This is a genomic window from Agrobacterium tumefaciens, assembly GCA_025560025.1.
Classification (GTDB): domain Bacteria; phylum Pseudomonadota; class Alphaproteobacteria; order Rhizobiales; family Rhizobiaceae; genus Agrobacterium.
This window is the reverse complement of the sequence record CP048485.1, coordinates 1,889,221-1,916,070: the sequence shown is the minus strand read 5'-3', so window position 1 is coordinate 1,916,070 and position 26,850 is coordinate 1,889,221. Positions and strand designations below refer to the sequence as shown.

The following is a 26,850-nucleotide window of genomic DNA, read 5'->3' as shown; positions in this document are numbered from 1 at the left end:
ATGTTTGGCTGGTTTGAAAAACGCCTCGATCCTTTTCCCTCTTCGACGCCGTCCGTGCCGCCGAAGACGCTTTTGCCGTTCCTGTGGCACTATGTGAAGCCGGCATGGCCCTGGCTGCTGCTGCTTGGCCTGATGTCCATGGGCATCGCCGTTGCGGAAGCCATGCTCTACAAATTCCTCGGCAATATCGTCGACTGGCTGTCCACGGCCAATCGCGAGACGTTTTTTGCCGATGAGGGCTGGCATCTGATTGTCATGGCCGGACTGGTGCTCTTCGTGCTGCCGCTGATGGGCGCGATCCACACCATGACGATGCACCAGACGCTTGCCGGCAATTTCGGCATGATTGCGCGCTGGAAGATGCACCGTTTCCTGTTGCGCCATTCCATGAATTTCTTCGCCAACGAATTTGCCGGCCGGGTTTCGACCAAGGTGATGCAGACGGCGCTGGCGATCCGCGAAGTGGCGCTGAAGGTGATCGACGTCTTCGTCTATGCGATCAGCTTCGTCGTCTCGATGCTGTTCATGGTTGCGGCCGCGGACTGGCGGCTGGTCATTCCGCTGCTGGTCTGGCTCGGTATCTATATGGGCATCCTTGCCTATTTCGTTCCGAAGCTCGGACGGCTGGCGCAGGAGCAGGCGGATGCGCGTTCGATGATGACGGGCCGCATCGTCGACAGCTACACCAACATCTCGACGATCAAGCTGTTTTCCCATGCGGGCCGCGAGGAAAGATATGCGCGTGAGGGCATGAACGTGTTTCTCGGAACCGTTCACCGCCAGATGCGCAAGATTTCCGGCTTCAACATCCTGATCGACCTCAACAATGCCGTGGTGCTGTTTTCCACGGCGGCGCTCGGTCTTTATTTCTGGATGCAGGGTTCGGTCACCGCCGGTTCGGTCGCCATCGCCATCAGCCTTGCCATGCGCGTCAACGGCATGTCGCAGTGGATCATGTGGGAAGTCACCTCGCTGTTCGAAAATATCGGCACGGTCTATGACGGCATGTCGATGATGACGAAGCCGCACGATATCGTCGATGTCGCCAAGGCCCCGCAGCTTGCGGCACCCCAGGGCGCCATCCGTTATGACAACGTCCGTTTCCACTATGGCAAGAACAAGGGCGTGATTGACGGGCTGACGCTTGATATCAAGCCGGGCGAGAAGGTCGGTCTGGTCGGGCGTTCGGGCGCGGGCAAGACGACGCTGATGAACCTGCTGCTGCGTTTCTACGATCTGGAAGCGGGCAGGATCACCATCGACGGGCAGGACATTTCCAAGGTGTCGCAGGACAGCCTGCGCGAGCTGATCGGCGTCGTGACGCAGGATACGTCGCTGCTGCACCGTTCGATCCGCGACAACATCGCCTATGGCCATCCCGAGGCCACGGACGAGCAGGTGATTGCGGCGGCGAAGCGGGCGAATGCCTGGGACTTCATCGAAACGCTTGTCGACATGCATGGCCGTCAGGGCCTCGATGCGCAGGTTGGCGAACGCGGCGTGAAGCTTTCCGGCGGCCAGCGTCAGCGCATCGCGATTGCCCGTGTGTTCCTCAAGAATGCGCCGATTCTGGTGCTGGACGAAGCGACCTCGGCGCTCGACAGTGAAGTCGAGGCGGCGATCCAGGAAAACCTGTTCTCGCTGATGGAAGGCAAGACCGTGATTGCGATCGCCCATCGCCTTTCGACGCTGACCGAGATGGACCGGCTCATCATCCTCGACAAGGGCCAGATCGTCGAGGCCGGCAGCCATGCGGAACTGGTGGCGATGGGCGGTATCTATGCCGATCTGTGGCGGCGCCAGTCCGGCGGTTTCATTGCTGACCACGAGGCTGATGTGGCTGCGGAATAAGAATAATGTGAGGGCGGGGCATGGTTTCCCGCCCTCACGCTTGCGGCCTGCGTTTACGCAGGCAAGTGCGCTAAACCTCTCCTCCGTCATGACCGCACAGCCACGGCGTGTCTGCATTGATGGAGTGTGGAAGCTAAAGCTCTTCTAGACATGCACCGCGCATAAGCTCGCGGGCGATTTCCGCGCAATGAATATTCTTGGCCTTTTCGGCAGACGCGACGTCATCCTCGGGTTTGACCCGAGGATCCATGTTTTCCGGGTGTGGGTGGATCCTCGCCTCAAGGGCGAGGATGAGACGGCGGAAGGGGAGGATGGCGACGACGAACTTAGGATGACGGCTGAAAGCGGCCTATGTTGTTTGCGATCCAGAGGCCGGTGGAACGTTTCGCGCCCATTTTCATTTCCCCAACGTTACCGAAATATAATCTCTTCCCCAAGGCTCGGCGGCTGTTCCCTCAACGGGAATCCGCCTATATCCGGATCATGGTCATTACGCGCATCTTCGAGTTCTTCGAGAACTGGATCAAGCCCTTCGCCCGAAAGGACGATCTGCGGCCGCCTGAAAACACATTCGCCTTCATCTGGTTCTATATTTCTCAGGCCAAGGCGCCGTTTTTCGCGATGCTGGTGCTGGGCGGGCTAACGGCGGCCATTGAGGCGGCGCTGTTCTGGTTCGTCGGGCGGCTGGTGGATATTCTCTCGACCGTGAAGCCGGATGAAGGCTGGGCCGGCCTGCTTGCCGCCCATGGCGGCGAACTTGTCGGCATGCTGGTGTTGATCGGCGTCGTGCGTTTCATCGTCACGATGATCACCGCGCTGGTGGACCAGCAGATCATTACACCCGGTTTTTACAATCTGGTGCGCTGGCAATCCTACATGCATGTGGCGCGGCAATCGCTGACCTTCTTCCAGAACGATTTTTCCGGCCGCATCGTCACCAAGGTTTGGTCGGGCGGGCAGGCGGCGGGTGATCTTGTCACCTCGCTGATGGAAAGCGTCTGGTTCGTCGGGATTTATTCCGTTTCGATGCTGTTTCTGATCGGCGGGCTGGACTGGCGGCTTGCGCTTGTCGTGCTTGTGTGGGTGCTGATCTTTTCGGCGCTGGCGCGTTATTTCGTGCCGCGCATTCGCTACCATTCGAAAGAGACGGCGGAAGCCGCCTCCATGCTCTCCGGCCGCATGGTGGACGCCTACAGCAATATCCAGACACTCAGGCTGTTCGGGCGCGACGACGCCAATGACCGCTACATGCGGCAGGGCTTCGATATTTTCCAGAACGCCACCATGACGTTTACGCGGTTCATCACCGGCGTGCGCGCCTCCATGGCGCTGCTGTCGGGCGTGATGATCACGTCAATGGCCGCCCTCTGCATCGACCTGTGGCTGTCCGGCAGGATCAGTTCCGGTGCGGTTGCCTTTACGCTGGCTCTGGTGCTGCGCCTCAATTTCCTGCTCGGGCGGTTGATGACGCAGTTCAACGGCATCATGCGCAATTTCGGCACGGTGCAGAATGCCGCGGAGCTGATTTCGCAGCCGATCGGTCTCGTGGACGCGCCGGATGCGACGGTGCTGGAAGTGAAGAAGCCGAGCATTCGCTTTGAGAATGTCAGCTTCCATTACGGGCGGGCGAATGGCGTCATCGATCATCTCAATCTCGATATCAAGGCGGGGGAAAAGGTCGGCATCGTCGGGCGCTCCGGCGCTGGCAAATCCACCCTCGTCAACCTGATTCTGCGGTTTTACGATGTCGAGAAAGGCCGCATCCTGATTGACGGGCAGGATATCGCCGGAGTGACGCAGGAATCGCTGCGCGCCCATATTGGCATGGTCACGCAGGATACGTCGCTGCTGCACCGTTCCATCCGCGACAACATCATGTTCGGCCGCACCGACGCCACCGAAGCGCAATTGCTGGAGGCGACGCGCCGGGCAAAGGCGGATGATTTCATCGCCAGGCTGGTGGACCAGCGCGGCCGCTTGGGCTTCGACGCGCATGTCGGCGAGCGCGGGGTGAAACTGTCCGGCGGCCAGCGGCAGCGCATCGCCATTGCCCGCGTGATGCTGAAGGACGCGCCTATTCTCGTCCTCGACGAGGCAACCTCGGCACTCGATTCTGAGGTGGAAGCCGCGATCCAGAGCAATCTCGACGAATTGATGCATGGCAAGACGGTGCTGGCCATCGCCCACCGGCTATCGACGATCGCCGCTCTCGACCGGCTGATCGTGATGGATCAGGGCCGGATCGTGGAACAGGGCAACCATTCCGATCTGGTCTCGAAGGGCGGTCTATATTCGGAGCTTTGGGCACGGCAGTCGGGCGGTTTTCTTGCCGCCGATGAGGCCGCCCAATAAGCCCGGCGATTATTTTCCGATCATGAAATCGGCCACCAGCCCATAGTGATTGGAGCCAAGGCGGTTGGGCAGGCGTGTGGTTTTCATCAGCGTCGCCGGTTCGCGGGCGAAGATGTGGTCAATGGCGATGCCGAAGAGGCCCGCCCTGGTTGGCCATGTGGCAGGTTCCCAGACCGCTTTCTTCAGATCGTTGGCGGCAAGAAAATCACGCATGTCGGGGGCGATGCTTGCCGAATTGAAGTCTCCGGCCAGAATAAGCGGCCCGGTGACGCGAAAGAGAATCTCACTGACTTCGTCCAGCTCGTCGCGGTGATAATCGTCGAAATAGGGTTTGGTGATGTGGCCGGCGGCAAGCGTCAGTTCCGTGCCGTCAAGGTCGATGCTGGCAATGGCGAAGCGGTCGCGGCGCAGATCGCTGAGGCTGTGGAAACGGCCTTCCAGCAAAGGCCGCTTTGACAGGATCAACAGGTCGCAGGTCGGCGTGCCGGAAAAGCAGCCGAGCCTGTATGGGTAGGTTTGCTGCAGGCGCGGCAGAACCGATTGCAGCGCCGTCGCCTCGAACAGATAGACCGCATCGGCGCCCGATTCGAGGATTGTATCGGCAATCGCATCCGCATTGGCGGCATTGTCCATCAGCACGTTGAAGGACAATAGTCGAAAGGGCTTGGCCCCGGGTGCAGCGGTGGCGGAGGTGGAAAATTCCATGAGCATGGCCACGGCATGGATGGCGAGCGCAAGCGACCAGACGACCAGAACAGCGGAAATCGCGTCACGCGTGAGCCAGAATATCAGGCATGACAGCAGGATACAGGCAATGGCGATGTGAAGCTGAAAGCTTGTGACGAAGGCTAAAAGCCAGAAATCGGTCACATAACGCAGGCTGGCGATAAAAAGAACGGCAGCCACCACGGTGGAGACCATGCAAGCGAGCTTCGCCGTCATCCGAATCCCTGCTTTCCAAGCTCTCCCTTCGCGTCTCCTAACACGGCGCCGGGGTGCGCACAATGTTGCCCGCCTGCCAAGCCTTGTGAAAAAATGAGAAACAAATCGGGCCCCTCAGGCAGAATTACGGCAGCTTTGTGTGCTTTGCTCTTGCCAAGTCAGTCAATATTTTGCGATCAAACAGAATGACGCGGTTTCTCAAACGCCGCGAGAATGACCGAGACGATGGGACGGAGTTTGTCTTGGATCAAATCATAGCGGGAGGACTCATGCGATTTACGGCAAAAACAGCGCAGAGGATGGTGTAGCGGTGAGCGAGCACGTAACCAATCACGACGCCTCGGGTGAACCGACCCGTCGCGATTTTCTATATCTAGTAACCGGAATGGCGGGCGCCGTCGGTGCCGCCGCCGTCGCATGGCCCTTTATCGACCAGATGCGCCCAGACGCATCGACGCTGGCGCTCGCCTCCATCGAGGTGGATGTGGCGGCGGTCGAGCCGGGCATGTCACTCACCGTGAAGTGGCGCGGCAAGCCGATCTTCATCCGTAACCGCACGGAAAAGGAAATCGAGGAAGCCAAGGCCGTCGCTCTTGGTGATCTCAAGGATCCGGTGGCACGCAATGCCAATATTGCCGCAGACGCGCAGGCGACGGATATCGACCGTTCCGCCGGGCAGGGCAAGGAGAACTGGATCGTCATGGTCGGTTCCTGTACCCATCTCGGTTGTGTTCCGCTCGGCCAGGCCGGCGATTTCGGCGGGTGGTTCTGTCCCTGCCATGGCTCGCACTACGATACGGCGGGCCGCATACGTAAGGGTCCGGCGCCGCAGAACCTCGCCATCCCGACATTTGCATTCACATCCGATACCGTGATCAAGATCGGATAAGGGGACAGATATTCATGAGTGGCCATTCCAGTTATCAGCCGTCCACCGGCATCGAGAGGTGGATCGATTCGCGGCTTCCCTTGCCGCGCTTGATCTATGACAGCTTCGTTGCCTATCCTGTCCCGCGTAACCTGAACTACGCCTATACCTTCGGTGCGATGCTTTCGGTGATGCTGATCGTGCAGATCCTCACCGGCGTCGTGCTTGCCATGCATTATGCTGCGGAAACGACGGTTGCCTTCAATTCCGTCGAAAAGATCATGCGTGACGTCAATCATGGCTGGCTGCTGCGCTACATGCATGCCAACGGTGCATCCTTCTTCTTCATCGCGGTTTACCTGCACATCGCCCGTGGCCTCTATTACGGCTCCTACAAGGCGCCGCGCGAAATCCTCTGGATTCTCGGCTGCGTGATCTATCTTTTGATGATGGCGACGGGTTTCATGGGCTACGTTCTGCCCTGGGGCCAGATGTCCTTCTGGGGCGCCACCGTCATCACCGGCTTCTTCACGGCTTTCCCGCTCGTGGGTGAATGGATCCAGCAGTTCCTGCTCGGCGGCTTTGCGGTGGACAATCCGACGCTCAACCGCTTCTTTGCGCTGCATTACCTGCTGCCCTTCATGATCGCGGGTGTCGTCATCCTGCACATCTGGGCGCTGCATGTGACCGGCCAGACCAACCCGACCGGTGTGGAAGTGAAGAGCAAGACCGACACGGTTCCCTTCACGCCCTATGCGACGCTGAAGGATGCGCTCGGCGTTTCGGTGTTCCTGATCGCTTATGCGTGGTTCATCTTCTACATGCCGAACTTCCTCGGCCACCCTGATAACTACATCATGGCGGACCCGCTGAAGACGCCGGCGCATATCGTGCCGGAATGGTATTACCTGCCGTTCTACGCGATGCTGCGCGCCGTTACCGTCAACATCGGGCCGATCGATTCCAAGCTCGGTGGCGTTCTCGTGATGTTCGGCGCGATCATCGTGCTGTTCTTCCTGCCCTGGCTCGATACGTCGAAGGTTCGCTCCGCCGTCTATCGTCCCTGGTACAAGATGTTCTTCTGGCTGTTCGTGGTCAACGCCATCGTGCTCGGCTGGCTGGGTTCGCGCCCTGCGGAAGGTAGCGGCCTGATCGGCCTGATATTCGGAGGCGATATCAAAGGTAACTACGTCGGCTTTTCCCAGCTCGGTACGTTCTATTATTTCGGGTTCTTCCTCGTCATCATGCCGATCCTCGGTCTGGTCGAAACGCCGCGGCGTATTCCGAATTCGATTACCGAGGCCGTTCTTGAAAAGAACGCCGCCAAGAAGGGTGCCGCGCCAGCGGCTGCCCAGATCTGAGCGCGAAGGAAGGATGACGACAATGAAGACGCTTCTCACGAGCATCGCGCTTATCGCCGCCATTGGCTGTTCCGCCGCCGCTTTTGCGGCGGAGGAGAGCCATGATCTCGCCACCAAGACGGAACACGCGATTGCCGGCGGTCACTTCCCGGTCATCAAGCCCGAGGAGCAGAGCTGGTCCTTTGCCGGACCTTTCGGCAAATACGACAAGGGCCAGCTGCAGCGTGGCCTCAAGGTCTACAAGGAAGTCTGCTCCGCCTGCCATTCGATGAGCCTTGTTTCTTTCCGCACGCTCGGGGATCTCGGTTATTCGGAAGAGCAGGTGAAGGCTTTCGCCGCTGAATATGAAGTGCAGGACGGGCCGAATGCCGAAGGCGAAATGTATAATCGCAAGGCCGTGCCTTCCGATCATTTCCCCTCGCCGTTCCCGAACCATGAGGCGGCAGCCGCCGCCAATGGCGGAGCCGCCCCGCCCGACATGTCGCTGCTTGCCAAGGCACGCGGTGTTGAACGCGGGTTCCCGCAATTCATCATCGACATGATCCCCATTATCGGCGGTTATCAGGAAGGCGGCCCGGATTACATCCATGCGCTGCTGACCGGATATCAGGATGCACCTGCCGGCGTTGAAGTGTCGGAAGGCACGCATTTCAACCCGTATTTCGTCAGCGCCGTGGCGCTGAAGATGGCGCCGCCGATCAGTGCCGATCAGGTCACCTATGATGACGGTGCGCCGCAGACCGTGGATCAATATTCCAAGGACGTGTCGGCATTCCTGATGTGGGCCGCAGAGCCGCATCTGGAACAGCGCAAGCGCACCGGCTTCATGGTCATGGTGTTCCTGTTCATCTTCACGGCGCTGATCTATCTCACCAAGAAATCGGTCTACGCCCGCAAGGAACATTGAGCCGGTTTTAAATGGCTGCAATCACTGGCCCCCATGGTCTTACCCTGGGGGCCTTTTCATGTGTTGAGGGATGTCATGACGGTGATCCGCATCCCGATATCTGCCAGTGGCATCGCGCGCTGACGGTCGTCGGTCCCTTTTTAGTTGGTCCGCAGCCGCCAAGTTGATAGGGTGCCCCGAACCTTCTGATCCATTTCCCATTGTAACTGGAAATACCATGACCGTTATCGCTTCGGAGCTTTCCGCTGCCATCCGCTCCATTCCCGACTATCCGAAGCCGGGCATCATCTTCCGGGACATCACGACGCTGCTCGGCAATCCGCGCGCTTTCCGCCGGGCGGTGGACGAGCTTGTGCAGCCCTATGCGGGCACGAAGATCGACAAGATCGCCGGCATGGAAGCACGCGGCTTCATTCTGGGCGGAGCGGTGGCGCATCAGCTTTCGGCCGGTTTCGTGCCGATCCGCAAGAAGGGCAAGCTGCCGCACACCACTGTGCGCGTCGCTTATAGCCTCGAATACGGCGTCGATGAAATGGAAATGCATGTGGATGCCGTGCAGCCCGGCGAGAAGGTCATTCTTGTCGATGACCTGATTGCGACCGGCGGCACCGCCGAAGGCGCGGTGAAGCTGTTGCGGCAGATGGGGGCGGAAATCGTTTCGGCCTGCTTCGTCATCGATCTGCCCGATCTCGGTGGGCGCAAGAAGCTGGAAGACCTCGGTGTAGAGGTGCGGACGCTGGTGGAATTTTCAGGCCATTGAGGCCGAAAGAACGGGGCAGGGCTGCTGCGGCAGCCCGCTCTTTTAACTGGTCTTTTGCAGAGCGATCCATGTCCAGCGAACACCCAGAGCGCGGTTTCCCGCCTGAATAGAGCCAACATCCACCTGTCGGATCAGGGTGAAGCCGAGGCGGGTGGCGTGGTCTATGGTTTCGGCCGGTGAAATGGTGAAGGCGCGGCGGCCTGCGGGTGCGGGGCCGTGACGCAGCGACATGATCAGCAATCCGCCCATCGCCGTCATTTCCGAGAGGCTTTGCATTGCCGTCTGCCTCGCCCCGTAATCGATGTGGTGCCAGACGCCGCACAGGGCAACCAGATCGAAGACGCCGTAGCGGCGAGCCTTCGCCAATTCGGGCAAAGCGTCATCCAGCCACGTTATTCTGTCCGATGGATGTAATCGAATGCCGGGTTCACGAAGCTCTTCAACCGGCTCCACGGCCAGAACATCATGGCCCTGCGCGGCAAACCAGGCGGCGTCGCGCCCGGTGCCGCTGCCGATATCCGCGATCCGGCACGGTGTCGCTGGCAGGAGATCGATGACGGGTGCGTAAATCTCCTCGCAGTCCAGATTGTCGAATCTGGAAATCAGCTCCGGTGTCGCTGCCGCAGCATACCCTTCGAGAATATCATCCATATTGACCTGCCCGCCGCGATTCCTGTTTCAAAGGTATCGCGGCGGAGTGATGTCGGCCAGCACCTATTCGAATTCCAGAACCCCGCTGCGGAAGGTCAGCACGGTCTCTCCCGACTGGTTCACACCCTCATTGAAAGTGGTGTTGAGCCAGATGCCGGCGCGGGTTTCCAGTGGGCGGGTTTCAAGCAGGGTGACGAAATAGGTTACATCGTCGCCGGCAAATACCGGTTTCTTCCATTTCAGTTCACGAAAGCCGGGGGAGGGGCCAAGTTTCGGCGGTTCAAGACCCTGTTGCTTCAGTCTTTTGACCTCTTTCGCCCAATGGGAAAGAAAACATTTCATCCAGCCCGCGCCGGTGTGCCAGCCGGAGGCGCACAGCGCGCCGAAAACGCTTTCCTTTGCTGCTTCGGCATCGAGATGAAAGGGCTGCGGATCGAAATCGCGGGCGAAACGGACGATGTCTTCAGCGGAAAAATGCAGCGTATCGAGGGTGACGCGTTCGCCGATGGGAGAGAGTTCTGCCAGTCTCATGCTGCAACGCCTCCATCCGCGGCACGCATGCGGAACATCACGGTGTTTTCTCCGTGCGATACCAGAATGCCGCGTTGATTATAGAGTTCGTGACGGAATCTCACGAGGCCGATACCGGGGCGGGAGCCAGAGGTGCGCTGTTCCAGCACGATGGACTTTCCAGAGAGCGTATCTCCCGCCAGAACCGGTTTCTTCCAGTCGACATAATCAATGCCGGGGCTGCCCTGCGAGGTGGAATCGGAGATGTAGCTATCCGCCATCATCCGCATCAGCAGGCTGCAGGTGTGCCAGCCGGAAGCTGCCAGTCCGCCGAGAATGCTCTGCCGGCCCGCCTCTTCCGAAAGATGCATGGGCTGGGGGTCAAACTCACTGGCAAAAGCGATGATTTGTTCCGCGGAAATCGATTGCGGTCCAAGCGGAAATTCCCGCCCGGCGGAAAAATCTTCGTAGGCATATGTCGCGACCGGCGCCATGGTTTCCTCCCTTCGCACAGTCAATATCGCCGGCATCTAAAATGATTTTTCCCTTTACGTAAAGGTCAAATCTGGGGCGCGATGTGGAGCAGGGAAATGTTGTGGCGCGAGTGGGCGCGTCCTTCGCCTTCTCCCCGCCGGGGAGAAGGTCGCGGCAGCGGGATGAGGGGGCGAGCGTCGAGATATTCGGGGGAGGGTGCCCCCTCATCCGACCCTTCGGGCCACCTTCTCCCCGGCGGGGAGAAGAAACAAGCGGCCAGATCTGCGCCCACTTATCGCCTTCAAAGGAAGTGACCTGACCGCAAGCAGGCTCCGCTCCAGATCAGGTATTGAAGCGGAAATGGATGACGTCGCCGTCCTGAACGACATATTCCTTGCCTTCGTCGCGCCCCTTGCCGGCTTCCTTGGCGCCGACTTCGCCCTTGTAGGCGATGTAGTCGTCAAAGCTGATGGTGAAGGCGCGAATGAAGCCGCGTTCGAAATCGGTATGGATGACGCCGGCGGCGGCGGGGGCCTTGGTGCCGCGCACGATCGTCCAGGCGCGGGTTTCCTTCGGGCCGACGGTGAAATAGGTGATGAGGTCGAGCAGGTGATAGCCGGCGCGGATCAGCCGGTCGAGACCCGCTTCGGTAAGCCCCAGCGCCGAGAGGAATTCCTCAGCTTCATCGGCGGGAAGCTGCGCGACTTCGGCCTCGATCGCCGCCGAGATGATCACGCATTCGGCGCCCTGTTGCTTTGCCATCACTGCGACGGCCTCAGTGTGCTCGTTGCCGGAGGATGCATCGGCTTCCGAGACGTTGCAGACATAAAGCACCGGGTGCGACGTCAGAAGGTTGAGGCCCTTGAGGATTTCGATCTCCTCGGCCGCCAGCGTCTTCAAAAGCAGGCGTGCCGGCTTTCCGTCGTTGAGCAGCGCGATGACGGCTTCCATGACAGGCAGCTGGGCGAGGGATTCCTTGTCCTTGCTGCTGGCGCGCTTGCGGGTCTGCTCGACGCGGCGTTCCAGGCTTTCGAGGTCGGCGAGCATCAGCTCCGTCTCGATCGTGTCGGCATCGCCGACCGGATTGATGCGGCCTTCCACATGGGTGATATCGTCGTCCTCGAAGCAGCGCAGAACGTGCACGACGGCATCGACTTCGCGGATATTGGCCAGGAACTTGTTGCCCAGACCTTCACCCTTCGACGCGCCGCGCACCAGTCCGGCAATGTCCACGAAGGAAATGCGGGTCGGAATGATTTCCTTGGATCCGGCGATGGCTGCAAGCTGCTGCATGCGCGGGTCCGGCACGGCCACTTCGCCGGTGTTGGGCTCGATGGTGCAGAAGGGATAGTTGGCGGCCTGCGCGGCGGCCGTTTTCGTCAGCGCGTTGAAGAGGGTGGACTTGCCGACATTTGGCAATCCAACGATACCGCATTTGAAGCCCATGGCTTGAAACCTGTCCGTTTGAAAGAATTCGTTGAGGAGCCTTTTGAGGAAAGGGCAGGGCAAGGTCAAGCCCGTGGGCCGATTTGGGCGGGCAAAGCCCTGCGAATGGTGCGGAATTTCGCGCGGGCGACATGCCGGGCTTGTCGATGCTGCGGTTGCGGCGCAATATGCGCCGGTCGAGCGACCGATCTTTCGTCATCAATGGGGATTTCCCCATGCGCAATATCTGAGTGACAATCACGGGCGACAATGATGAGTGACAGTCCTGTCGATCTCAAACCGAAACCGAAAGTCAAACCGAAGCTGGAACGGCCGAAACTTTACAAGGTCATCCTGCTGAATGACGATTATACGCCGCGCGAATTCGTAACCGTGGTGCTGAAAGCCGTGTTCCGCATGAGCGAGGACACCGGCCACCGCGTCATGATGACGGCGCATCGCTTCGGCAGCGCGGTCGTCGTCGTCTGCGAGCGCGATATTGCCGAGACAAAGGCCAAGGAGGCGACCGATCTTGGCAAGGAGGCGGGTTTTCCGCTGATGTTCACCACCGAACCGGAGGAGTGAACCTTTGCTGGATGTCGGGCGTGGCAAACTGGATGCTTTGGTTGCACTCTGTTCTTACCCACCCTCATTCCTGTGCTTGTCACAGGAATCCAGCCGACGCGCGTCTGCGCGGCGAAGGGACTGCTTTCAGCCCAAGGACTTGGGCTGGCTAGATTCCTGTGACAAGCACAGGAATGAGGGTGAGGGACCAATGGAGCGTGAAATTACCGCCCTTTGCTTCCGACTGAGTCCTGCCGGATCTGGAAACCGGTCTTGTTCTGGACAAAGCCGCAGCTTTCGTAAAAGGCGTGAACCTCGGGACGCTGGCGGCCGGTCAGCAGCATCACCTTGTAGCAATTTGCGGCAAAGGCGGCCTCGATGGCATGGTGCACCACCGCGCGGCCATAGCCGCGGCCGCGATGGCTTTCCAGCGTCACCACGTTTTCGATGAGGGCATAGGGGCGGGCGGCGCGTGTCAGGTTCGGAACGACCAGAAGCGTGGAAGTCGCGACCGGTTCTCCGGCCTCCGTTGCCAGAAACACGGTAAGGCCGGGTTGGCCGAGCATTGCGGTGAAAGCGGCTCTTGCCTCTTGTGCCGTCAATTGCGGGTCGGACGGATTGAGTGCCCGATAAAGTTCAAGCAGGCCGGGCAGATCGGCGGAGCCGGCTTCGCGCAGGACGAGGGTTGCTGAAGACATGCGAAACCTAGTCCTTCTTGCCGAACATCCGCTTCAGCATTTCGGCCATGGGTCCGGTTTCAGGCAGCTTCTTCGGCTGGGCGTTGTTGCGCGCCTGATGGATGTGGGACTGTGCCGCGGGTTTGGCCGCCTTAGCAGGTTTTTCCGTTTCCGGCTTGCTGCCGGTGGCCAGCGCCAGCTTGTTCATCAGCTGCGAATCCTCCGCCTTCACCAGCATGGCGGCATTGTCGGCAATGGCGTCCAGCAGCGGCTCCAGCCAGACACGGTCGGCCTTGGCGAAATCGCCGAGTACATGTCCATGCACGCGCTCCTTGTCGCCGGGATGGCCGATGCCGAGACGCAGGCGGCGATATTCCTTGCCACAATGGGCATCGAGCGATTTCAGGCCATTATGGCCGCCATGGCCACCGCCGGTCTTGATGCGTGCGCGGCCGGCGGGGAGATCGAGTTCGTCATGGATGGCGATGATGTCCGCCGGCGTGAGCTTGAAGAAGCGCATGGCCTCCCCGACGGATTCGCCGGAAAGGTTCATATAGGTGAGCGGCTTCATCAGCAGAACTTTCTCGCCGCCGATCTCGCCTTCGGAAATCTCCGCCTTGAACTTTCTCGCCCAGGGCGAGAAGGAGGGCAGGCGCTGTAGCGCATCGACGGCCATGAAACCGATATTGTGGCGGTTTCCCGCATATTGCGAGCCGGGATTACCGAGTCCTGCGATGATCTTCATGGGGCATGTCCGCGTTTTGCCTGACGATGCTGTTGTCACCACCCCGAAATCCGCTGCCTGTCAATCTTTTTATGGATTTTCGCGTTGTTGCGCGATGCTCAGGGGCTGACGAGATTGTAGCGGTCGAATATGCGCTGCTGTGTTCCATCGGCGATCAGCCTGTCCAGCCGGGCCTGCAATTTCGCGATCACTGCGTCGGGAACGCTTTTATTGCATGCAAGACCCAGCTGTTGCCGCGTGAAGGTTATCACTTCCTTGAATGTATCTGCCGGCAGGCTTTTGAAGGTGCTTTCCGACATGGGCATCAGGTCGATTCTTCCAACTCTCAACTTATGAAGCGTGATCTGGAAGTCCGCGCCGACGTCGACCTGCGGGAAACCGAGCCTTTCCAGAAGGCTTTCGGTATAGTCGCCGCGCTGGGTGCCGACCCGGTATTTCTTGGCGTCCTCAAGGCTTGAAACATCGATATCCGCCTCGCGACGCGCCACAAGAATATTGCGGTCGCTGTGGATCGGCGAGACCCATTTGAAGAGCTTTTCACGTTCGGCGGTTCTTGCCGCCGCGAAGACACAATGCATGGGCTGCGTCGTTGCCATGGCGATTGCGCGTGCCCAGGGCATGACGGCGACTTCGTAATCCGTGCCGGTTTCCTCAAGCACGATCTTGAGCTGGTCGATATAAACCCCCCGCACGCTGCCGTCGCCGGCCTGCATATTGTACGGCGGATAGACCTCGGTCGTCAGGAAAAGCTTGGCCGCACAGGCCGGATTGGCGAGAGCAAGAAAGATCAGACAAAAGCGGATCAATCTCATCGTTGCTCCCACCGGCTCAGGCTTGTCGCGCCGCGGGGTGGCTTGCGCCGGAAGCCGCGTCCAATGCGTCGATCAGTTTTCCGATGGGTTGCGGACGTGCAAACAGGTAGCCCTGTCCGTAATCCGCGCCTATCGCCGTCAGAAGCTCCTTCTGCTCTTCCGTCTCAACGCCTTCGGCGATGACGGCGCAGTTCATCTTGTGGGAGATGGCGGCGATGCCCTCCACCAGCATGCGGTTGCGCTGTCTTATCTCCATTGTGTCGTCGCAGATCGAGCGGGTGAAAGACTGGTCAATCTTGACGATATCGACTGGAAAACGGCTGAGATAGCTGAGCGACGAGTAACCTGTTCCGAAATCGTCCAGTGCGATGCGGCAGCCCAGCTGATGAATGGCGTTGAGGATCGCCCGGATTTGCGGGTCGTCCTTCATGATCACAGCTTCGGTGATCTCGATGACCAGCCGTTTGGGGAGAATACCGTGCCGATGCAGCACGCCGGCAATACGCGTCGGCAATCCCGGCTCGAACTGCAACGGCGAAAAATTCACCGCCACATATGTCTGCTCCATACCCGGCAGGCGCGACAGCCGTGCGAGATTGGCGATCGACTGATCGAGGATGACGTTGCCGATGCGGTGGATCGTGCCGTTTTCCTCCGCAAGGCTGATGATGGCGGCGGGGGAGAGCAGACCCTTTTCCGGGTGGTTAAGACGCAACAGCGCCTCGAAACCCGCCGTCCGGCCGCTTGCAAGGTCCTGAATCGGCTGGAAATAAGCCTCGAACCAGTCGTCGGAGAGCGCCTGCGCTATATCCCGTTCCAGTTCCGCATGCTCGCGCGCCCGGTCCATGATCGAGCTGTCAAAGACCTGCGAACCGTTCTTGCCGGTTCTTTTGCGGGTATACATGGCCATGTCGGCATTCTGCAAAAGCTCCGAGGCGCTGGAAGCATGCAGAGGATAGACGGCCATGCCGATACTGGCGCTGAGACGGATGCTGTTGTTCTCGATCTCGAAGGGCGTGTCCAGCATGGTGCAGACGCGTTCGCAGAACTGCAGGGCGCGCTCTTCCACCTTGTCGCCGGCGAGCAGAATGGCAAATTCGTCGCCGCCCAGGCGCGAGGCGCTGTCGAGCGGCGTCAGCAGCGGCTCGAGCTTCATTGTGAATTCCCGCAGAACCGCGTCGCCCGCCGCATGGCCGAGATTGTCGTTGATGGCCTTGAACCGATCGAGGTCGATGAACAGGCAAGCCAGTTCGCTGCCGTTCCGGTCCGCATCGCGAATCTGCAGGTCGAGGATCGCCTCAAAACCCTGGCGATTGAAAAGGCCGGTCAGATGGTCGGAAATGGCCTGCTGGCGGTTGCGCTTTTCCGACTGGCGCAACTCGGTCACATCAGTCATGACGCAGAGACATGTGCTCTGCTGTGTGGCATCGCCGGAATCTAGGGCTTTTTCGAGGATGAGCGCGTCCATGACGTCGCCATCCATGCAATGGAAGCGGACGGTGATGCCGGTATGCGCGGCGTCCGGCAACTGCTGGGCAGCCTTGCGTTTCTGGAACAGGAAGCGATCATCCGGGTGGATGAGATCGGCGAAATTCAGGCCAAGTATCTTCGCGCGGTCGTAACCGGTCGCCTGCACCCAATAGTCGCTGACGGCGGCGATGCGGTCGTGTCTGTCGAGCGAGAACAGCATGGCGGGCGTCCGGTTGTAGATTTCCGTCTTCCGCTCATGGGCGTTCTTGATCTCCAGCTCTTCCTTTTCGAGCTGGGTCTGCATCTCGTTGAAGCTCTTCGCCAGCCTGCCGATCTCGTCCTTCGACCGCCAGTCGACGTGGTGACGCGAGCCGAGGCGCCGGGTCGCCTCAATGGCGGCTGCGAGCCGCATCAGCGGGCGGATGACCATGAAGCGGTTACCGGCAATGGCCGCCAGCACAATGGTGAGAATGGCAAGGATGAAAATCGTGATGAACGACAATTCGGTGCGACTGAGAGAGGTCAGAAGGCTGACATCGTCATAATAGATCGTCAGCTGCCCGACCTTGACGGAGCCCTTGGTGGTTTTGTAGGCGACGTCGCGCGTCGTCGAGGAGGCGTCCTGAATGATGTCGCTGCCGGCTGTCTGAACGATGTCGAGCTGGCCGGAGGTGTCCTTGACCTCGACCATCTTGATCATGGGGTCGGAAACGAGGGTCCCGGTAATCTGGTTTATCGTGTCGTCGTCGAGATCCCACAGGGGGCGGGCAAGCGCCTGGGCATTTGTCGACAGCAGAATTTCAAGGTGATTGCGCTGGCTGCGAATAGCCTCGTGATAGGAGAGCGTCAGCAAAAGCGTGAATAGCGGAGCGACCACTGTAAGAAGTGCGCCGGAAACAATCGCGATGAAGCGGCTTTCGACGGAATGAGCCATGTTCTATTGCAGTTACCCTTGCCCCTGAATTGCTGCGCCGCATTTTCCACCCGTCCGGTGTTTTCATGACAGCGCAAGGGTATCGTTTCATGGAATTGTTAATCGACGCTGAAACAGGTCCGGCATCATGCACGGGGCAGAAGGGTTTCTGTCTTTAAAGTTCATAAAAACTAAAAAGCCCGTTCCGAAAACGGAACGGGCTTAAATGTCTGGAGCTGTCCGGCCTTGCGGCCGCCGATTATTATTCGGAAGCTTCTTCAGCCGTTTCTTCTGCAACGCCGCCAGCCGGAGCAACGATCGTTGCGATCGTGAAGTCACGGTCGGCGATCACAGGCGTGATGTTCTTCGGCAGCTTCACATTCGAAATGTGAACGTTGTCACCGATCTTCAGACCAGAGAGATCAACCGTGATGAATTCCGGAATGTCGTTGGCCGGGCAGTGGAATTCCACCGTGTGACGAACGATGTTCAGAACGCCGCCGATCTTGATGTCCGACTTTTCTTCGTTGACGAAGTGAACCGGAACTTCAACGTTGACGAGCGTGTTGCCCGAAACGCGCAGGAAGTCGACATGCATGGTGAAGTCGCGGACCGGATCAAGCTGGTAATCCTTCGGGAGAACCTTGATCTTCTTGCCGTCGACGTCGATGATCGCAACCGTCGTCATGAAACCGCCAGCGTGGATACGCTTGGTGACTTCATTGGTCGACAGGGCGATGGAAATGGGGGCCTGCTTGTCACCATAGATGACAGCGGGAATCAAACCGTTGCGGCGAAGTTCACGAGAGGACCCCTTACCAACTCGTTCGCGCGCCTCGGCCTTGAGCTCATACGATTCTTTGCTCATGGCAATTCCTTTCGAGGTTATATGGAGAGTTCACGCCGAACAGAGCGGCCTGAACTGGAGAGGCTTTGAAGCCATCCCGCCCGCGTTGCCTCCAAGGGTGTCTACACGGGTGCGGGCGCTATAATACAAACGGCACATAAAGACAAGGGCCGCGTCTCTCGCCGGAATATCATGCCTTGATTTAATTAGATTATTCTAATTCAAGCAGGCGGTGAAAAGTTTAATCTATGCTTATCCATGCATATAAACCCGCTGCAAACTTGGCAAATGATAAAGCATCCCGGAATTCCAATTGTGTAGATGACAATGCTCAAAGTTCTGCAATGCCTCGCCGTCGATCACGACTATCGATATACCGCCGCAGCGGTCTTCGTCTGCATGTTAGGAAGCTTCGTTACCATACGTCTTTTTTCAAGGGCGCGTCTGGCAACGGGCGTGCAGAAGATCAACTGGCTGTTTCTGGCAGGCGTGAACGGCGGTGCGGCGATATGGACAACCCATTTCGTGGCAATGCTGGGTTATGTCGCTGCCGGCGATGTCGGTTACGATCCCTATCTGACGGGACTGTCGCTGCTTATCGCCATTGTGACCACAACAGCGGGTTTCGGCATTTCAGCCTATGGCGGGCGCAGCGTGCTGGTGGAAGCGGGCGGGTTGATACTCGGCCTCGGCATTGCCGCCATGCACTATACCGGCATGGCTGCCTACAATGTTCAGGGCATGATTTTCTGGAACCAGGGCTATGTCATCGCCTCGCTGGTGCTGGGAGCGGTGCTGGGCGCCATTGCAATCAATCGCGTCGCGCGCCCGGTCAACTGGTTCTGCCAGTACAGCGCGGTAACCTTTCTCATCCTTGCCATCGCCTCGATGCACTATACCGGCATGGCCTCGATGTCCTTCGCGTTTGATCCGCGCATCGTCATTCCGGAAAATCTCCTGCCGCCGGCCGTCATGGGTGGCGGCGCCATCGCGGTGACGCTTCTGCTTCTGGCGCTCGGGCTTTCCACCTATGTCATCGATGCCCAGTCCACCCAGCAGGCGGTTGCCCGATATCGCCATCTTTCGCTGCATGATCCGCTGACGGGCATTCCCAACCGGGCGGCATTCATTGAGCATCTCAATCGCCGCACGCGCCATCTTTCCATGGGTGCACATACGGCGCTCCTGTCCATCGATCTCGACCGTTTCAAGGAAATCAATGACGTGCATGGTCATGCGGCGGGCGATGCCGTGCTGCGCGCCATCGCCGACCGGGCGAGTTCCGTCCTGAAAGCCGGCGAGTTTCTGGCCCGTATGGGCGGTGACGAGTTCGTGGCGATGACCCATTCCTATTACACCCGTGCCGATGGCGCGGAATTTGCCCAGCGATTGATCGAACAGATCAGCAAGCCGGTCGAATGGAACGGGCAGACATTCTGCGTGGGCGCGAGCGTGGGCATATCGGTGCGCAATACCAGCGCCATCGACGCCGATACGCTGATGGCGCAGGCCGATGTCGCCATGTACCGCGCGAAAAGCGGGACTTCGGATACGATCTGCTTCTACGATAAGTCCATGGACGAGGCGGCCCGCGCGCGCAACGTCTTGGCGATTGCCATGCGCAGCGGCCTCGCCAGTAATGAGTTTGAGCTTTATTACCAGCAGCAGAACGATACGAGGAGCGGCAGTATCGTCGGTTTTGAGGCGCTTTTGCGCTGGAACCATCCGGAGCGCGGCATGGTCTCGCCTGCCGAATTTATTCCGATCGCCGAACAGACCGGCTTCATCGTCGATCTGGGCGAATGGGTTCTGCGTGAAGCCTGTGCGCAGGCGGCTCTCTGGAAGAAATCGCTTTCCATCGCTGTCAATGTCGCGCCGCAGCAGCTTGCGGATAATGATTTTCCCGAGAAGGTCGAGAGAATTCTCGCCGATACCGGGCTTGCGCCGGAGAGGCTGGAACTGGAAATCACGGAAGGCAGCATTATCGCCGACCACCGCCATGCGCTCGTCACCATCCGCAAGCTCAAGGCGCTTGGCGTCAAGATCGCCATGGATGACTACGGCACCGGCTATTCCTCCCTGTCGACCCTGCAAAGCTTCCCTTTCGACAAGATCAAGATCGACCGTGCCTTCATCGATGGCCTGTCGACCAACGTACAGTCGGAGGCGATTGTCCGTTCGACGCTCATTCTGGCGCACAGCCTAAATATTCCCGTGCTTGCGGAAGGGGTGGAGACCAAGGCCCATATCGAATTCCTGCGACGGGAAGGCTGCCTGCAGGTGCAGGGCTTCTTCTTCGGCAGACCCGGGCCACTGACCTCCATCGCCAATCTTGTGGACGATACCTTCCTGACGGTGGAAGACGAGCCGAAAATCACCACGGGGCGGCGTTACTTCAAGGCTGTCTGATTGTCCGGCGCAGCCCGCGGTTGCGCCGAGGAATGCCGGTCGCGAAGTTTTTAGTTGAAACGGGAACGCTTCCAGCGCACCATCGCCGAAAAGCTTTGGGAGGAGCGAATGCCGACAGACATCGCCCATGCAGAACGCGTGTATGAAACAGCACGCCAGCGTTCCGCAGCCGCAAGTTCCCCGATCATCGCCTCATGGCGCCGCTGCATGGTCAAGCATCGCCTTGCGCCAGAGGAAAACCGCAAACCGATCTTCCTCAGCGAGTTCGAATTTCGCCGCGCCCGCGAAAGCTCTGCCGGGCTGATCGCCGAAAGCAGCGACGAACTCGACCGTATTTTCCACAGCGTCGGCAAGTCCGGCTGCTGCCTGCTTTTGACCGATGCGCAGGGCGTTGCGCTGGAACGGCGCGGTGCCGCCGGTGATGACCGCGATTTCCGTGCGCTCGGCCTCTGGTCCGGTGCGGTCTGGAGCGAGGCAAGCGTGGGCACCAACGGTATCGGTACGGCGCTTGTCGACGAGCGTTCGGTGGTGGTTTATCGCGATCAGCATTTTTTCACATCCAATACGGAACTCTGCTGCACCACGGCGCCCATCCGCGACCACACGGGTAGGGTGACCGGTGCGCTCGATATCTCCACCTGCCGCGACGACATCAATGAGATGACCTTCTCCTTCGTCACCCAGGCGGTGAGGGATGCGGCGCAGCGCATCGAGGGCAATCTTTTCCGCCGCGCCTTTCCCGGCGCACGCATCGTTGTGGTGCCGACGAGCTTTGGCGCGGCTCTTTCGCTGCTTGCCGTGGATCAGGACGATCTTGTTCTGGGGGCGACACGTGCGGCGCGTCTGGCGCTGAAGCTCGATGACCATGCCATCGCGCAGGGGGTGCCAGCTTCGGATGTTTTGCAGGAGCAGCGTCACGATGGCGGTTCCGATCTTGCGGAAGCGGAGCGCTCGGCGTTGCGCCGCGTTCTTTCCCGCACGAATGGCAATGTCACGCAGGCCGCATCCCTGCTCGGTATCAGCCGGGCGACGCTTCACCGCAAGATGAAGAAGCTTGCCGTGCACTGAGGGCAGAACCCTTGAAATAGAGGTTTCAGACCGAGTTCAGGCCTCATTTCACGCAGAAACCGGCCTCATTTGCCGTTAAACCGATCTGTCGCGCGGGTTTGTCGCAGATGTGAGACAATGTGCGATGCGGAACCACGACGCCCCACTACCGGCCGCCGCCATCTAGGCCCACCTTTCTCCCATGCGGTCCGTCGCGGATCGTTTTCATCAGGGAGGATGAAATCATGAATATTCAGGTTCAGCAGAAAGCCGGCGAAGCGCCCTTCAAGCTGAAATACGGCAACTACATCGGCGGCAAGTGGGTGGAGCCGAAATCCGGCCGCTACATGGACAATCTGTCACCGGTGACGGGTCACAAGATCTGCGAGGTTCCGCGCTCGGATGCGGCCGATATCGAGTTCGCACTGGATGCGGCCCACAAGGCACGGGAAAAATGGGGCAAGACGAGCGTTACGGAACGCTCCAACATCCTGCTCAAGATCGCCCAGCGTATCGAGGACAATCTCGACCTCATCGCGCGGGCCGAAACCTGGGATAACGGCAAGCCGCTGCGTGAAACAACCAATGCGGATATTCCGCTGACGATCGACCATTTCCGTTATTTCGCGGGCTGCATCCGCGCACAGGAAGGCACGATCGGCGAAATCGACAACGACACGGTCGCCTATCATTTCCATGAACCGCTCGGCGTCGTCGGTCAGATCATACCGTGGAACTTCCCGATCCTGATGGCCGCCTGGAAACTCGCGCCCGCTCTTGCCGCCGGTAATTGCGTCGTGCTGAAGCCGGCCGAACAGACGCCTGCCTCCATTCTCGTCGTGATGGAGCTTATCGAAGACCTGCTGCCGCCCGGCGTTCTCAACATCGTCAATGGTACCGGTCTTGAAGCCGGCAAGCCGCTGGCGCAGAGCAATCGCATCGCCAAGATCGCCTTCACCGGCTCCACCTCGGTCGGCAAGGAAATCATGCGTTATGCGGCTGACAACGTCACCAACATCACGCTGGAACTGGGCGGCAAGTCGCCGAACATCTTCTTTGCCGATGTGATGAACGAAGACGACGCCTTCCTCGACAAGGCGCTAGAAGGTTTCGCCTTCTTCGCGCTCAACCAGGGTGAGGTCTGCACATGCCCCTCGCGTGCGCTGGTGCATGAATCGATCTATGACCGCTTCATGGAGAAGGCGATCAAGCGCGTTCAGGCCATCAGCCAGGACGATCCGCTCAATCCGTCGACCATGCTTGGCGCACAGGCCTCGCAGGAACAGTTCGACAAGATCATGAGCTATCTTGATATCGGCAAGAAGGAAGGCGCAAGGGTTCTGACCGGCGGCGACCGCAAGACGCTGACCGGCGACCTGAAAGACGGATATTACATCCAGCCGACGGTCTTCGAAGGCAACAACAAGATGCGGATTTTCCAGGAAGAAATCTTCGGCCCGGTTGTTTCCGTCACCACCTTCAAGACGGTGGAGGAAGCGCTCGAAATCGCCAATGACACGGTTTACGGTCTGGGCGCCGGGGTCTGGAGCCGGGATACCAATGTCGCCTACCGGGCGGGCCGGGGCATCGAAGCGGGCCGTGTGTGGACGAACTGCTACCATGTCTATCCGGCGGGTGCGGCTTTCGGCGGTTACAAGCAGTCGGGTATCGGTCGTGAGACCCACAAGATGATGCTCGATCACTACCAGCAGACCAAGAACCTGCTCGTATCCTACAGCCCGAACAAGGTTGGCTTCTTCTGAGTTCCTCCCCGGAAGCCGGCGACGGATCATCGTGATCCTGCGCCGCCGGCGTGTTCCCAGGGGCTTCGGCCCCTGGGAGCCCGGATCGGGTTCTCAGGCAAAATAAAAGGCCGGAGGTTTTGCCTCCGGCCTTTTTGATGACGGGGAGCGGAAAACCTCCCCTCCGTCATCCTCGCTCTTTTTGTTCCGATCAGGCCGCGTAGCGCTGGTCCCGCTGCCGGGTTTCGCCTACCGAGAACTGTCCCACCTGCTCGGTCAGGCCGTCCGCCTCGTTCGCCAGCGAGAAGGCAGCAGCCGTCGTTTCCTCCACCATCGCCGCATTCTGCTGGGTGACATGGTCGAGTTCGTTGACGGAGGCATTGATTTCGCTGAGGCGGCCGGACTGTTCGCGCGACGCCGTGGCGATTTCGCCGATCTGGTCGTTGACCGACTGGATGCGTTTCTGGATCTGCTCGAGGCTTTCGCCGGTCTTCAGCACCAGCGCCACACCGCTTTCCACATCGCCTGCGGACGTGGCGATCAGCGTCGTGATGTCACGGGCGGCGGCCGCCGATTTCTGGGCGAGTTCGCGAACCTCCTGCGCCACGACCGCAAAGCCCTTGCCGGCCTCGCCGGCGCGGGCGGCTTCCACACCGGCATTCAGCGCCAGCAGATTGGTCTGGAAGGCGATCTGGTCGATGACGTCGATGATCTGGCGAATCTTGGCCGATGAGGTCTCGATGCGTTCCATGGCGACGATCGCTTCCTTCACGACGGCCGTGGATTTATGGGCGTCCTGCATCGTGCCCGCCGTTGCCTCGACGGCGACGTTGCAGCGTGACAGGGAGACATTGACGGCCTGCGTCATATCTCCGAGTGCCGCTGCGGCTTCTTCAAGTGCCGCAGCCTGGCGTTCCGTGCGGCGCGACAGGTCTTCCGAAGCGCTTTTCAGTTCGCCGGAGCCGGAGCGGATGGCATTGGCGCTTTCGCCGATGCTGGAGATCGTCGCGTCCAGCCCGGCGATGGAGTTGTTGAAGTCGATGCGCAGATGGTCGAGCGACGGCACGAAGGATTTTTCGATGCGAAGATCGAGCCTGCCGGCCGCAAGATTGGCGAGACCGGTTGCAAGGGCGTCGACAGCCTCTTCCAGTTCCCTGGCGCTTCTTGCCTTTTCCATTTCACGCTGGGCGCGTTCCTCGTCCAGCTCCTCGCTCTTGCGATGGGACTCGGCTTCCATGTGCTGCTTGTCGAGAATGCCCTGGCGGAAGGATTCCAGTGCGCGCGCCATGGTGCCGATCTCGTCGCCACGGGAGACCGCCTTGATTTCGATATCGTTTTCACCGCCGTTCAGGCGCTCCATCAGCCCGGCAAGACCTGTCAGCGGCTTGGTCAGGCTGGCGGAAACGAAGATGCCGACGAGCGTCATGACGGCAAGGACCGCCAGCGTCGCCAGCGTCGCCCAGAAGGCCAGATCGTTGGCGGCGGCGAGAACCTTGCTTTCCTGCTGACCGATCGCCAGAAGATGCTTCTGTCCGAAGACGGAGACCGGGCGATAGGCGTAGAAGATGTTGCCCGCAGGCGTCTGCGCCATCACCGTTCCGGCTTCGCTGGTGTTCGAAAGGGCCACAAGGCTTTCGGAAACGGCGGCATCGGCGCCGGCCGAGAGAACACCCGCCCGCAGCTTGCCTTCCGCGCTCAGAAGAACGGCGTCATCGATCGACTTGCCTGTTTCCTCGGGGGTGACCACCGCGCCGATCCGGTCGGGTGAAATGCGCATGATGACAGCACCCTTGCGCTGCAGCTGGCCCCAGTTCGAGACCGCGAGCGGCATGCCGACCAAGGCAGAATCATTGGCCCCGCCAACGCCGAACCCGGTGGTGCTGACGACGCCATCCTTGCCCGCTTCGATACGGTCGAACAATTCCTTGATCGTGCTGTTTTGCGGTTCCGACACATTGGTCAGGAAGTTTTTGCCCTTGGTCACGGAATAGATAATGAGACCGGCCTTGTCGATCACATAGATGTCGCTGACCCGGGTGTTGCGCCAGACGCTGGCAATGGCCGCGTTGATTGTCGCGTGACGGATGGCGTAAAGCAGCCGCAATCCTTCGCCGCTGAAGGAGGCGCGCTCTTCCTCGGATACGTTTTCGCGGCGGAAAGCCTGGATGATCGCTTCCTTTTCCGTCGGCACAACGGTGGTCATGGTTTCCAGCGCCTGTGCGATCGCGGCATTCTGCGACAGCTCGGAAATGCTTTGTTCGACGCGCAGCGTATAGGCATCAAGCTGCTTGGACTGATTTCCTGCAACCGTTTCGAGCCTGATTTCGCTGGCGTCGATCAGGCCGGACTTGCCCATCTCATATGACAGCAGCCCTACCGAAAGGCATGAAACCAGCGTCGCGCCCGTGACGAGCGCTGCGAATTTGGCTTTTATAGACAATGATTTAGCTTTGACAGCAGTCGGATTTGCACCCGGCATCCTGTTTCCTCCCCCCAAAAGAACGTTGCCGCAGCGTCGCAACAATTGTTTACGGTCGCGTTAAGGAGCCGGAGAATTGTATGATTATTTCCCGCATACCGCGAGAAAATTGCCGACCCCGGAGGCGTCGTAACCCGTAATAAAACTGAAACAGAACGGGCGCATACCGTGCGAAGTTCAACGGCTGTTCATATTCATGCAAGCTTTTCGCGCTCCTTCTCCCGCCACTATCGACGATGTTTGCGGAACTCGCGCAGACGGATATGACGGAGCCACCTTGAGACCGACCCCGGATTTCGCCGTTGTCGTGCCCATGCACAATGAAGAAGCCAGTGTCGAAACACTCGTGGCGGAGATTGTGGCCGCCTGTCAGCCGGTCGGCCGGTTCGAGATCGTCGTGGTTGATGACGCGTCCTCCGACCGCACGGCGGATGTCGCACTTTCGCTTGGCGGGCGTTATCCCATGCTGCGGCTGGTCAGGCACGACCGTCAGGGCGGGCAATCGGCGGCAATCCATAGCGGTGTGCAGGCGGCGCGTGCACCGATCATCTGCATGCTTGACGGAGACGGGCAGAACCCGCCGGACAATCTGCCGGCACTTCTCGCACCCCTTCTTACCGCCAGTGCCCCGAGCCGGCTCGGGCTCGTGGCCGGCCAGCGCGTCGGCCGGCGTGATACGCTTGGAAAGCGCCTTTCCTCCCGCTTCGCCAATGGCTTGAGGGCGCGGATATTGAAGGACGGCACGCGTGACACCGGCTGCGGCCTCAAGGCCTTCCGCCGCGACGCCTATCTCGCCTTGCCCTATTTCGACCATCACCACCGCTATTTCCCGGCGCTGTTCAACCGTGACGGCTGGCAGGTCGCCCATGTCGACGTCACGCATCGAGCGCGCCTGCATGGCAATTCCCACTACACCAATATCGGTCGCGCGCTTGTGGGCATCCACGATCTGATCGGCGTTGCCTGGCTGTTGCGGCGGCGCAAGCGGGCAAGCTGGGCTGAAACTTTCAAAACGGAGACATCGCCGTGAATACACCGGCCTTA

Annotated in this window: 22 protein-coding genes; 11 read left to right on the top strand and 11 right to left on the bottom strand. The window is 59.6% G+C overall.

Annotation, left to right across the window (positions count from 1 at the left end):
• Entirely contained in the window at positions 1-1,851 is a 1,851-nt protein-coding gene (locus FY152_09415; GenBank protein UXS32293.1) for an ABC transporter ATP-binding protein, read from the top strand.
• A gap of 375 nt (positions 1,852-2,226) precedes the next feature.
• Entirely contained in the window at positions 2,227-4,203 is a 1,977-nt protein-coding gene (locus FY152_09410; protein UXS33256.1) for an ABC transporter ATP-binding protein, read from the top strand.
• 9 nt (positions 4,204-4,212) lie between these two features.
• Here FY152_09410 and FY152_09405 read toward each other — a convergent pair whose 3' ends face one another.
• Entirely contained in the window at positions 4,213-5,145 is a 933-nt protein-coding gene (locus tag FY152_09405; GenBank protein UXS32292.1) for a hypothetical protein, read from the bottom strand.
• Positions 5,146-5,455: 310 nt separating this feature from the next.
• Between FY152_09405 and petA the strand changes: the two genes are divergently transcribed.
• The 4 genes from petA to FY152_09385 all read left to right on the top strand — a co-directional run bounded on the left by petA (position 5,456) and on the right by FY152_09385 (position 9,041).
• Positions 5,456-6,034, top strand: coding sequence for a ubiquinol-cytochrome c reductase iron-sulfur subunit (petA, locus tag FY152_09400; protein ID UXS32291.1), 579 nt, complete (start codon positions 5,456-5,458; stop codon positions 6,032-6,034).
• 14 nt (positions 6,035-6,048) lie between these two features.
• Positions 6,049-7,374 carry a cytochrome b gene (locus FY152_09395; protein ID UXS32290.1) on the top strand — a complete coding sequence of 442 codons (1,326 nt, stop codon included), beginning with the start codon at positions 6,049-6,051 and terminating at the stop codon, positions 7,372-7,374.
• A 22-nt stretch (positions 7,375-7,396) separates the two neighbouring features.
• Positions 7,397-8,281, top strand: a complete 885-nt coding sequence (locus FY152_09390; protein UXS32289.1) for a cytochrome c1 — start codon at positions 7,397-7,399, stop codon at positions 8,279-8,281.
• A gap of 217 nt (positions 8,282-8,498) precedes the next feature.
• Positions 8,499-9,041 (top strand): adenine phosphoribosyltransferase, encoded by a 543-nt coding sequence (locus FY152_09385; protein ID UXS32288.1) that lies wholly within the window; start codon positions 8,499-8,501, stop codon positions 9,039-9,041.
• Positions 9,042-9,083: 42 nt separating this feature from the next.
• Here FY152_09385 and FY152_09380 read toward each other — a convergent pair whose 3' ends face one another.
• The 4 genes from FY152_09380 to ychF all read right to left on the bottom strand — a co-directional run bounded on the left by FY152_09380 (position 9,084) and on the right by ychF (position 12,122).
• Complete coding sequence (locus FY152_09380; protein ID UXS32287.1) at positions 9,084-9,692, bottom strand: class I SAM-dependent methyltransferase; 609 nt, start codon at positions 9,690-9,692, stop codon at positions 9,084-9,086.
• Between the two features lie 63 nt (positions 9,693-9,755).
• Positions 9,756-10,223 (bottom strand): MaoC family dehydratase, encoded by a 468-nt coding sequence (locus FY152_09375; GenBank protein ID UXS32286.1) that lies wholly within the window; start codon positions 10,221-10,223, stop codon positions 9,756-9,758.
• Positions 10,220-10,696 (bottom strand): MaoC family dehydratase, encoded by a 477-nt coding sequence (locus tag FY152_09370; GenBank protein ID UXS32285.1) that lies wholly within the window; start codon positions 10,694-10,696, stop codon positions 10,220-10,222. The genes FY152_09375 and FY152_09370 overlap by 4 nt, the downstream gene beginning before the upstream one ends.
• 322 nt (positions 10,697-11,018) lie before the next feature.
• A complete protein-coding gene (ychF, locus tag FY152_09365) occupies positions 11,019-12,122 on the bottom strand; it encodes a redox-regulated ATPase YchF (protein UXS32284.1) in 1,104 nt (367 codons plus the stop codon).
• Between the two features lie 252 nt (positions 12,123-12,374).
• On the opposite strand from ychF, the gene clpS reads away from it, so the two are divergent.
• Complete coding sequence (clpS, locus tag FY152_09360; GenBank protein UXS32283.1) at positions 12,375-12,686, top strand: ATP-dependent Clp protease adapter ClpS; 312 nt, start codon at positions 12,375-12,377, stop codon at positions 12,684-12,686.
• Positions 12,687-12,889: 203 nt separating this feature from the next.
• Here the strand turns inward: clpS and FY152_09355 are convergent, their stop codons facing one another.
• The 5 genes from FY152_09355 to FY152_09335 all read right to left on the bottom strand — a co-directional run bounded on the left by FY152_09355 (position 12,890) and on the right by FY152_09335 (position 18,150).
• Positions 12,890-13,363, bottom strand: coding sequence for a GNAT family N-acetyltransferase (locus tag FY152_09355; protein UXS32282.1), 474 nt, complete (start codon positions 13,361-13,363; stop codon positions 12,890-12,892).
• A 7-nt stretch (positions 13,364-13,370) separates the two neighbouring features.
• The gene (locus tag FY152_09350) at positions 13,371-14,087 is read right to left on the bottom strand and encodes an aminoacyl-tRNA hydrolase (protein ID UXS32281.1); all 717 of its coding nucleotides are present in this window, start codon (positions 14,085-14,087) and stop codon (positions 13,371-13,373) included.
• A 98-nt stretch (positions 14,088-14,185) separates the two neighbouring features.
• Positions 14,186-14,899 (bottom strand): amino acid ABC transporter substrate-binding protein, encoded by a 714-nt coding sequence (locus FY152_09345; GenBank protein ID UXS32280.1) that lies wholly within the window; start codon positions 14,897-14,899, stop codon positions 14,186-14,188.
• A gap of 16 nt (positions 14,900-14,915) precedes the next feature.
• A complete protein-coding gene (locus FY152_09340) occupies positions 14,916-17,303 on the bottom strand; it encodes an EAL domain-containing protein (GenBank protein UXS32279.1) in 2,388 nt (795 codons plus the stop codon).
• Between the two features lie 241 nt (positions 17,304-17,544).
• Entirely contained in the window at positions 17,545-18,150 is a 606-nt protein-coding gene (locus FY152_09335) for a 50S ribosomal protein L25/general stress protein Ctc (GenBank protein UXS32278.1), read from the bottom strand.
• Positions 18,151-18,456: 306 nt separating this feature from the next.
• On the opposite strand from FY152_09335, the gene FY152_09330 reads away from it, so the two are divergent.
• From FY152_09330 to FY152_09320, 3 genes are all read left to right on the top strand, one after another.
• Entirely contained in the window at positions 18,457-20,538 is a 2,082-nt protein-coding gene (locus tag FY152_09330; protein UXS33255.1) for a bifunctional diguanylate cyclase/phosphodiesterase, read from the top strand.
• 108 nt (positions 20,539-20,646) lie between these two features.
• Complete coding sequence (locus FY152_09325) at positions 20,647-21,606, top strand: sigma-54-dependent Fis family transcriptional regulator (protein UXS32277.1); 960 nt, start codon at positions 20,647-20,649, stop codon at positions 21,604-21,606.
• Positions 21,607-21,830: 224 nt separating this feature from the next.
• Positions 21,831-23,348 (top strand): aldehyde dehydrogenase, encoded by a 1,518-nt coding sequence (locus tag FY152_09320; protein ID UXS32276.1) that lies wholly within the window; start codon positions 21,831-21,833, stop codon positions 23,346-23,348.
• Positions 23,349-23,538: 190 nt separating this feature from the next.
• Here the strand turns inward: FY152_09320 and FY152_09315 are convergent, their stop codons facing one another.
• A complete protein-coding gene (locus tag FY152_09315; protein UXS32275.1) occupies positions 23,539-25,806 on the bottom strand; it encodes a methyl-accepting chemotaxis protein in 2,268 nt (755 codons plus the stop codon).
• A 190-nt stretch (positions 25,807-25,996) separates the two neighbouring features.
• Here FY152_09315 and FY152_09310 point away from each other — a divergent pair, with 190 nt between their 5' ends.
• A complete protein-coding gene (locus FY152_09310; protein ID UXS33254.1) occupies positions 25,997-26,836 on the top strand; it encodes a glycosyltransferase family 2 protein in 840 nt (279 codons plus the stop codon).
• The last annotated feature ends 14 nt before the right edge of the window (positions 26,837-26,850 follow it).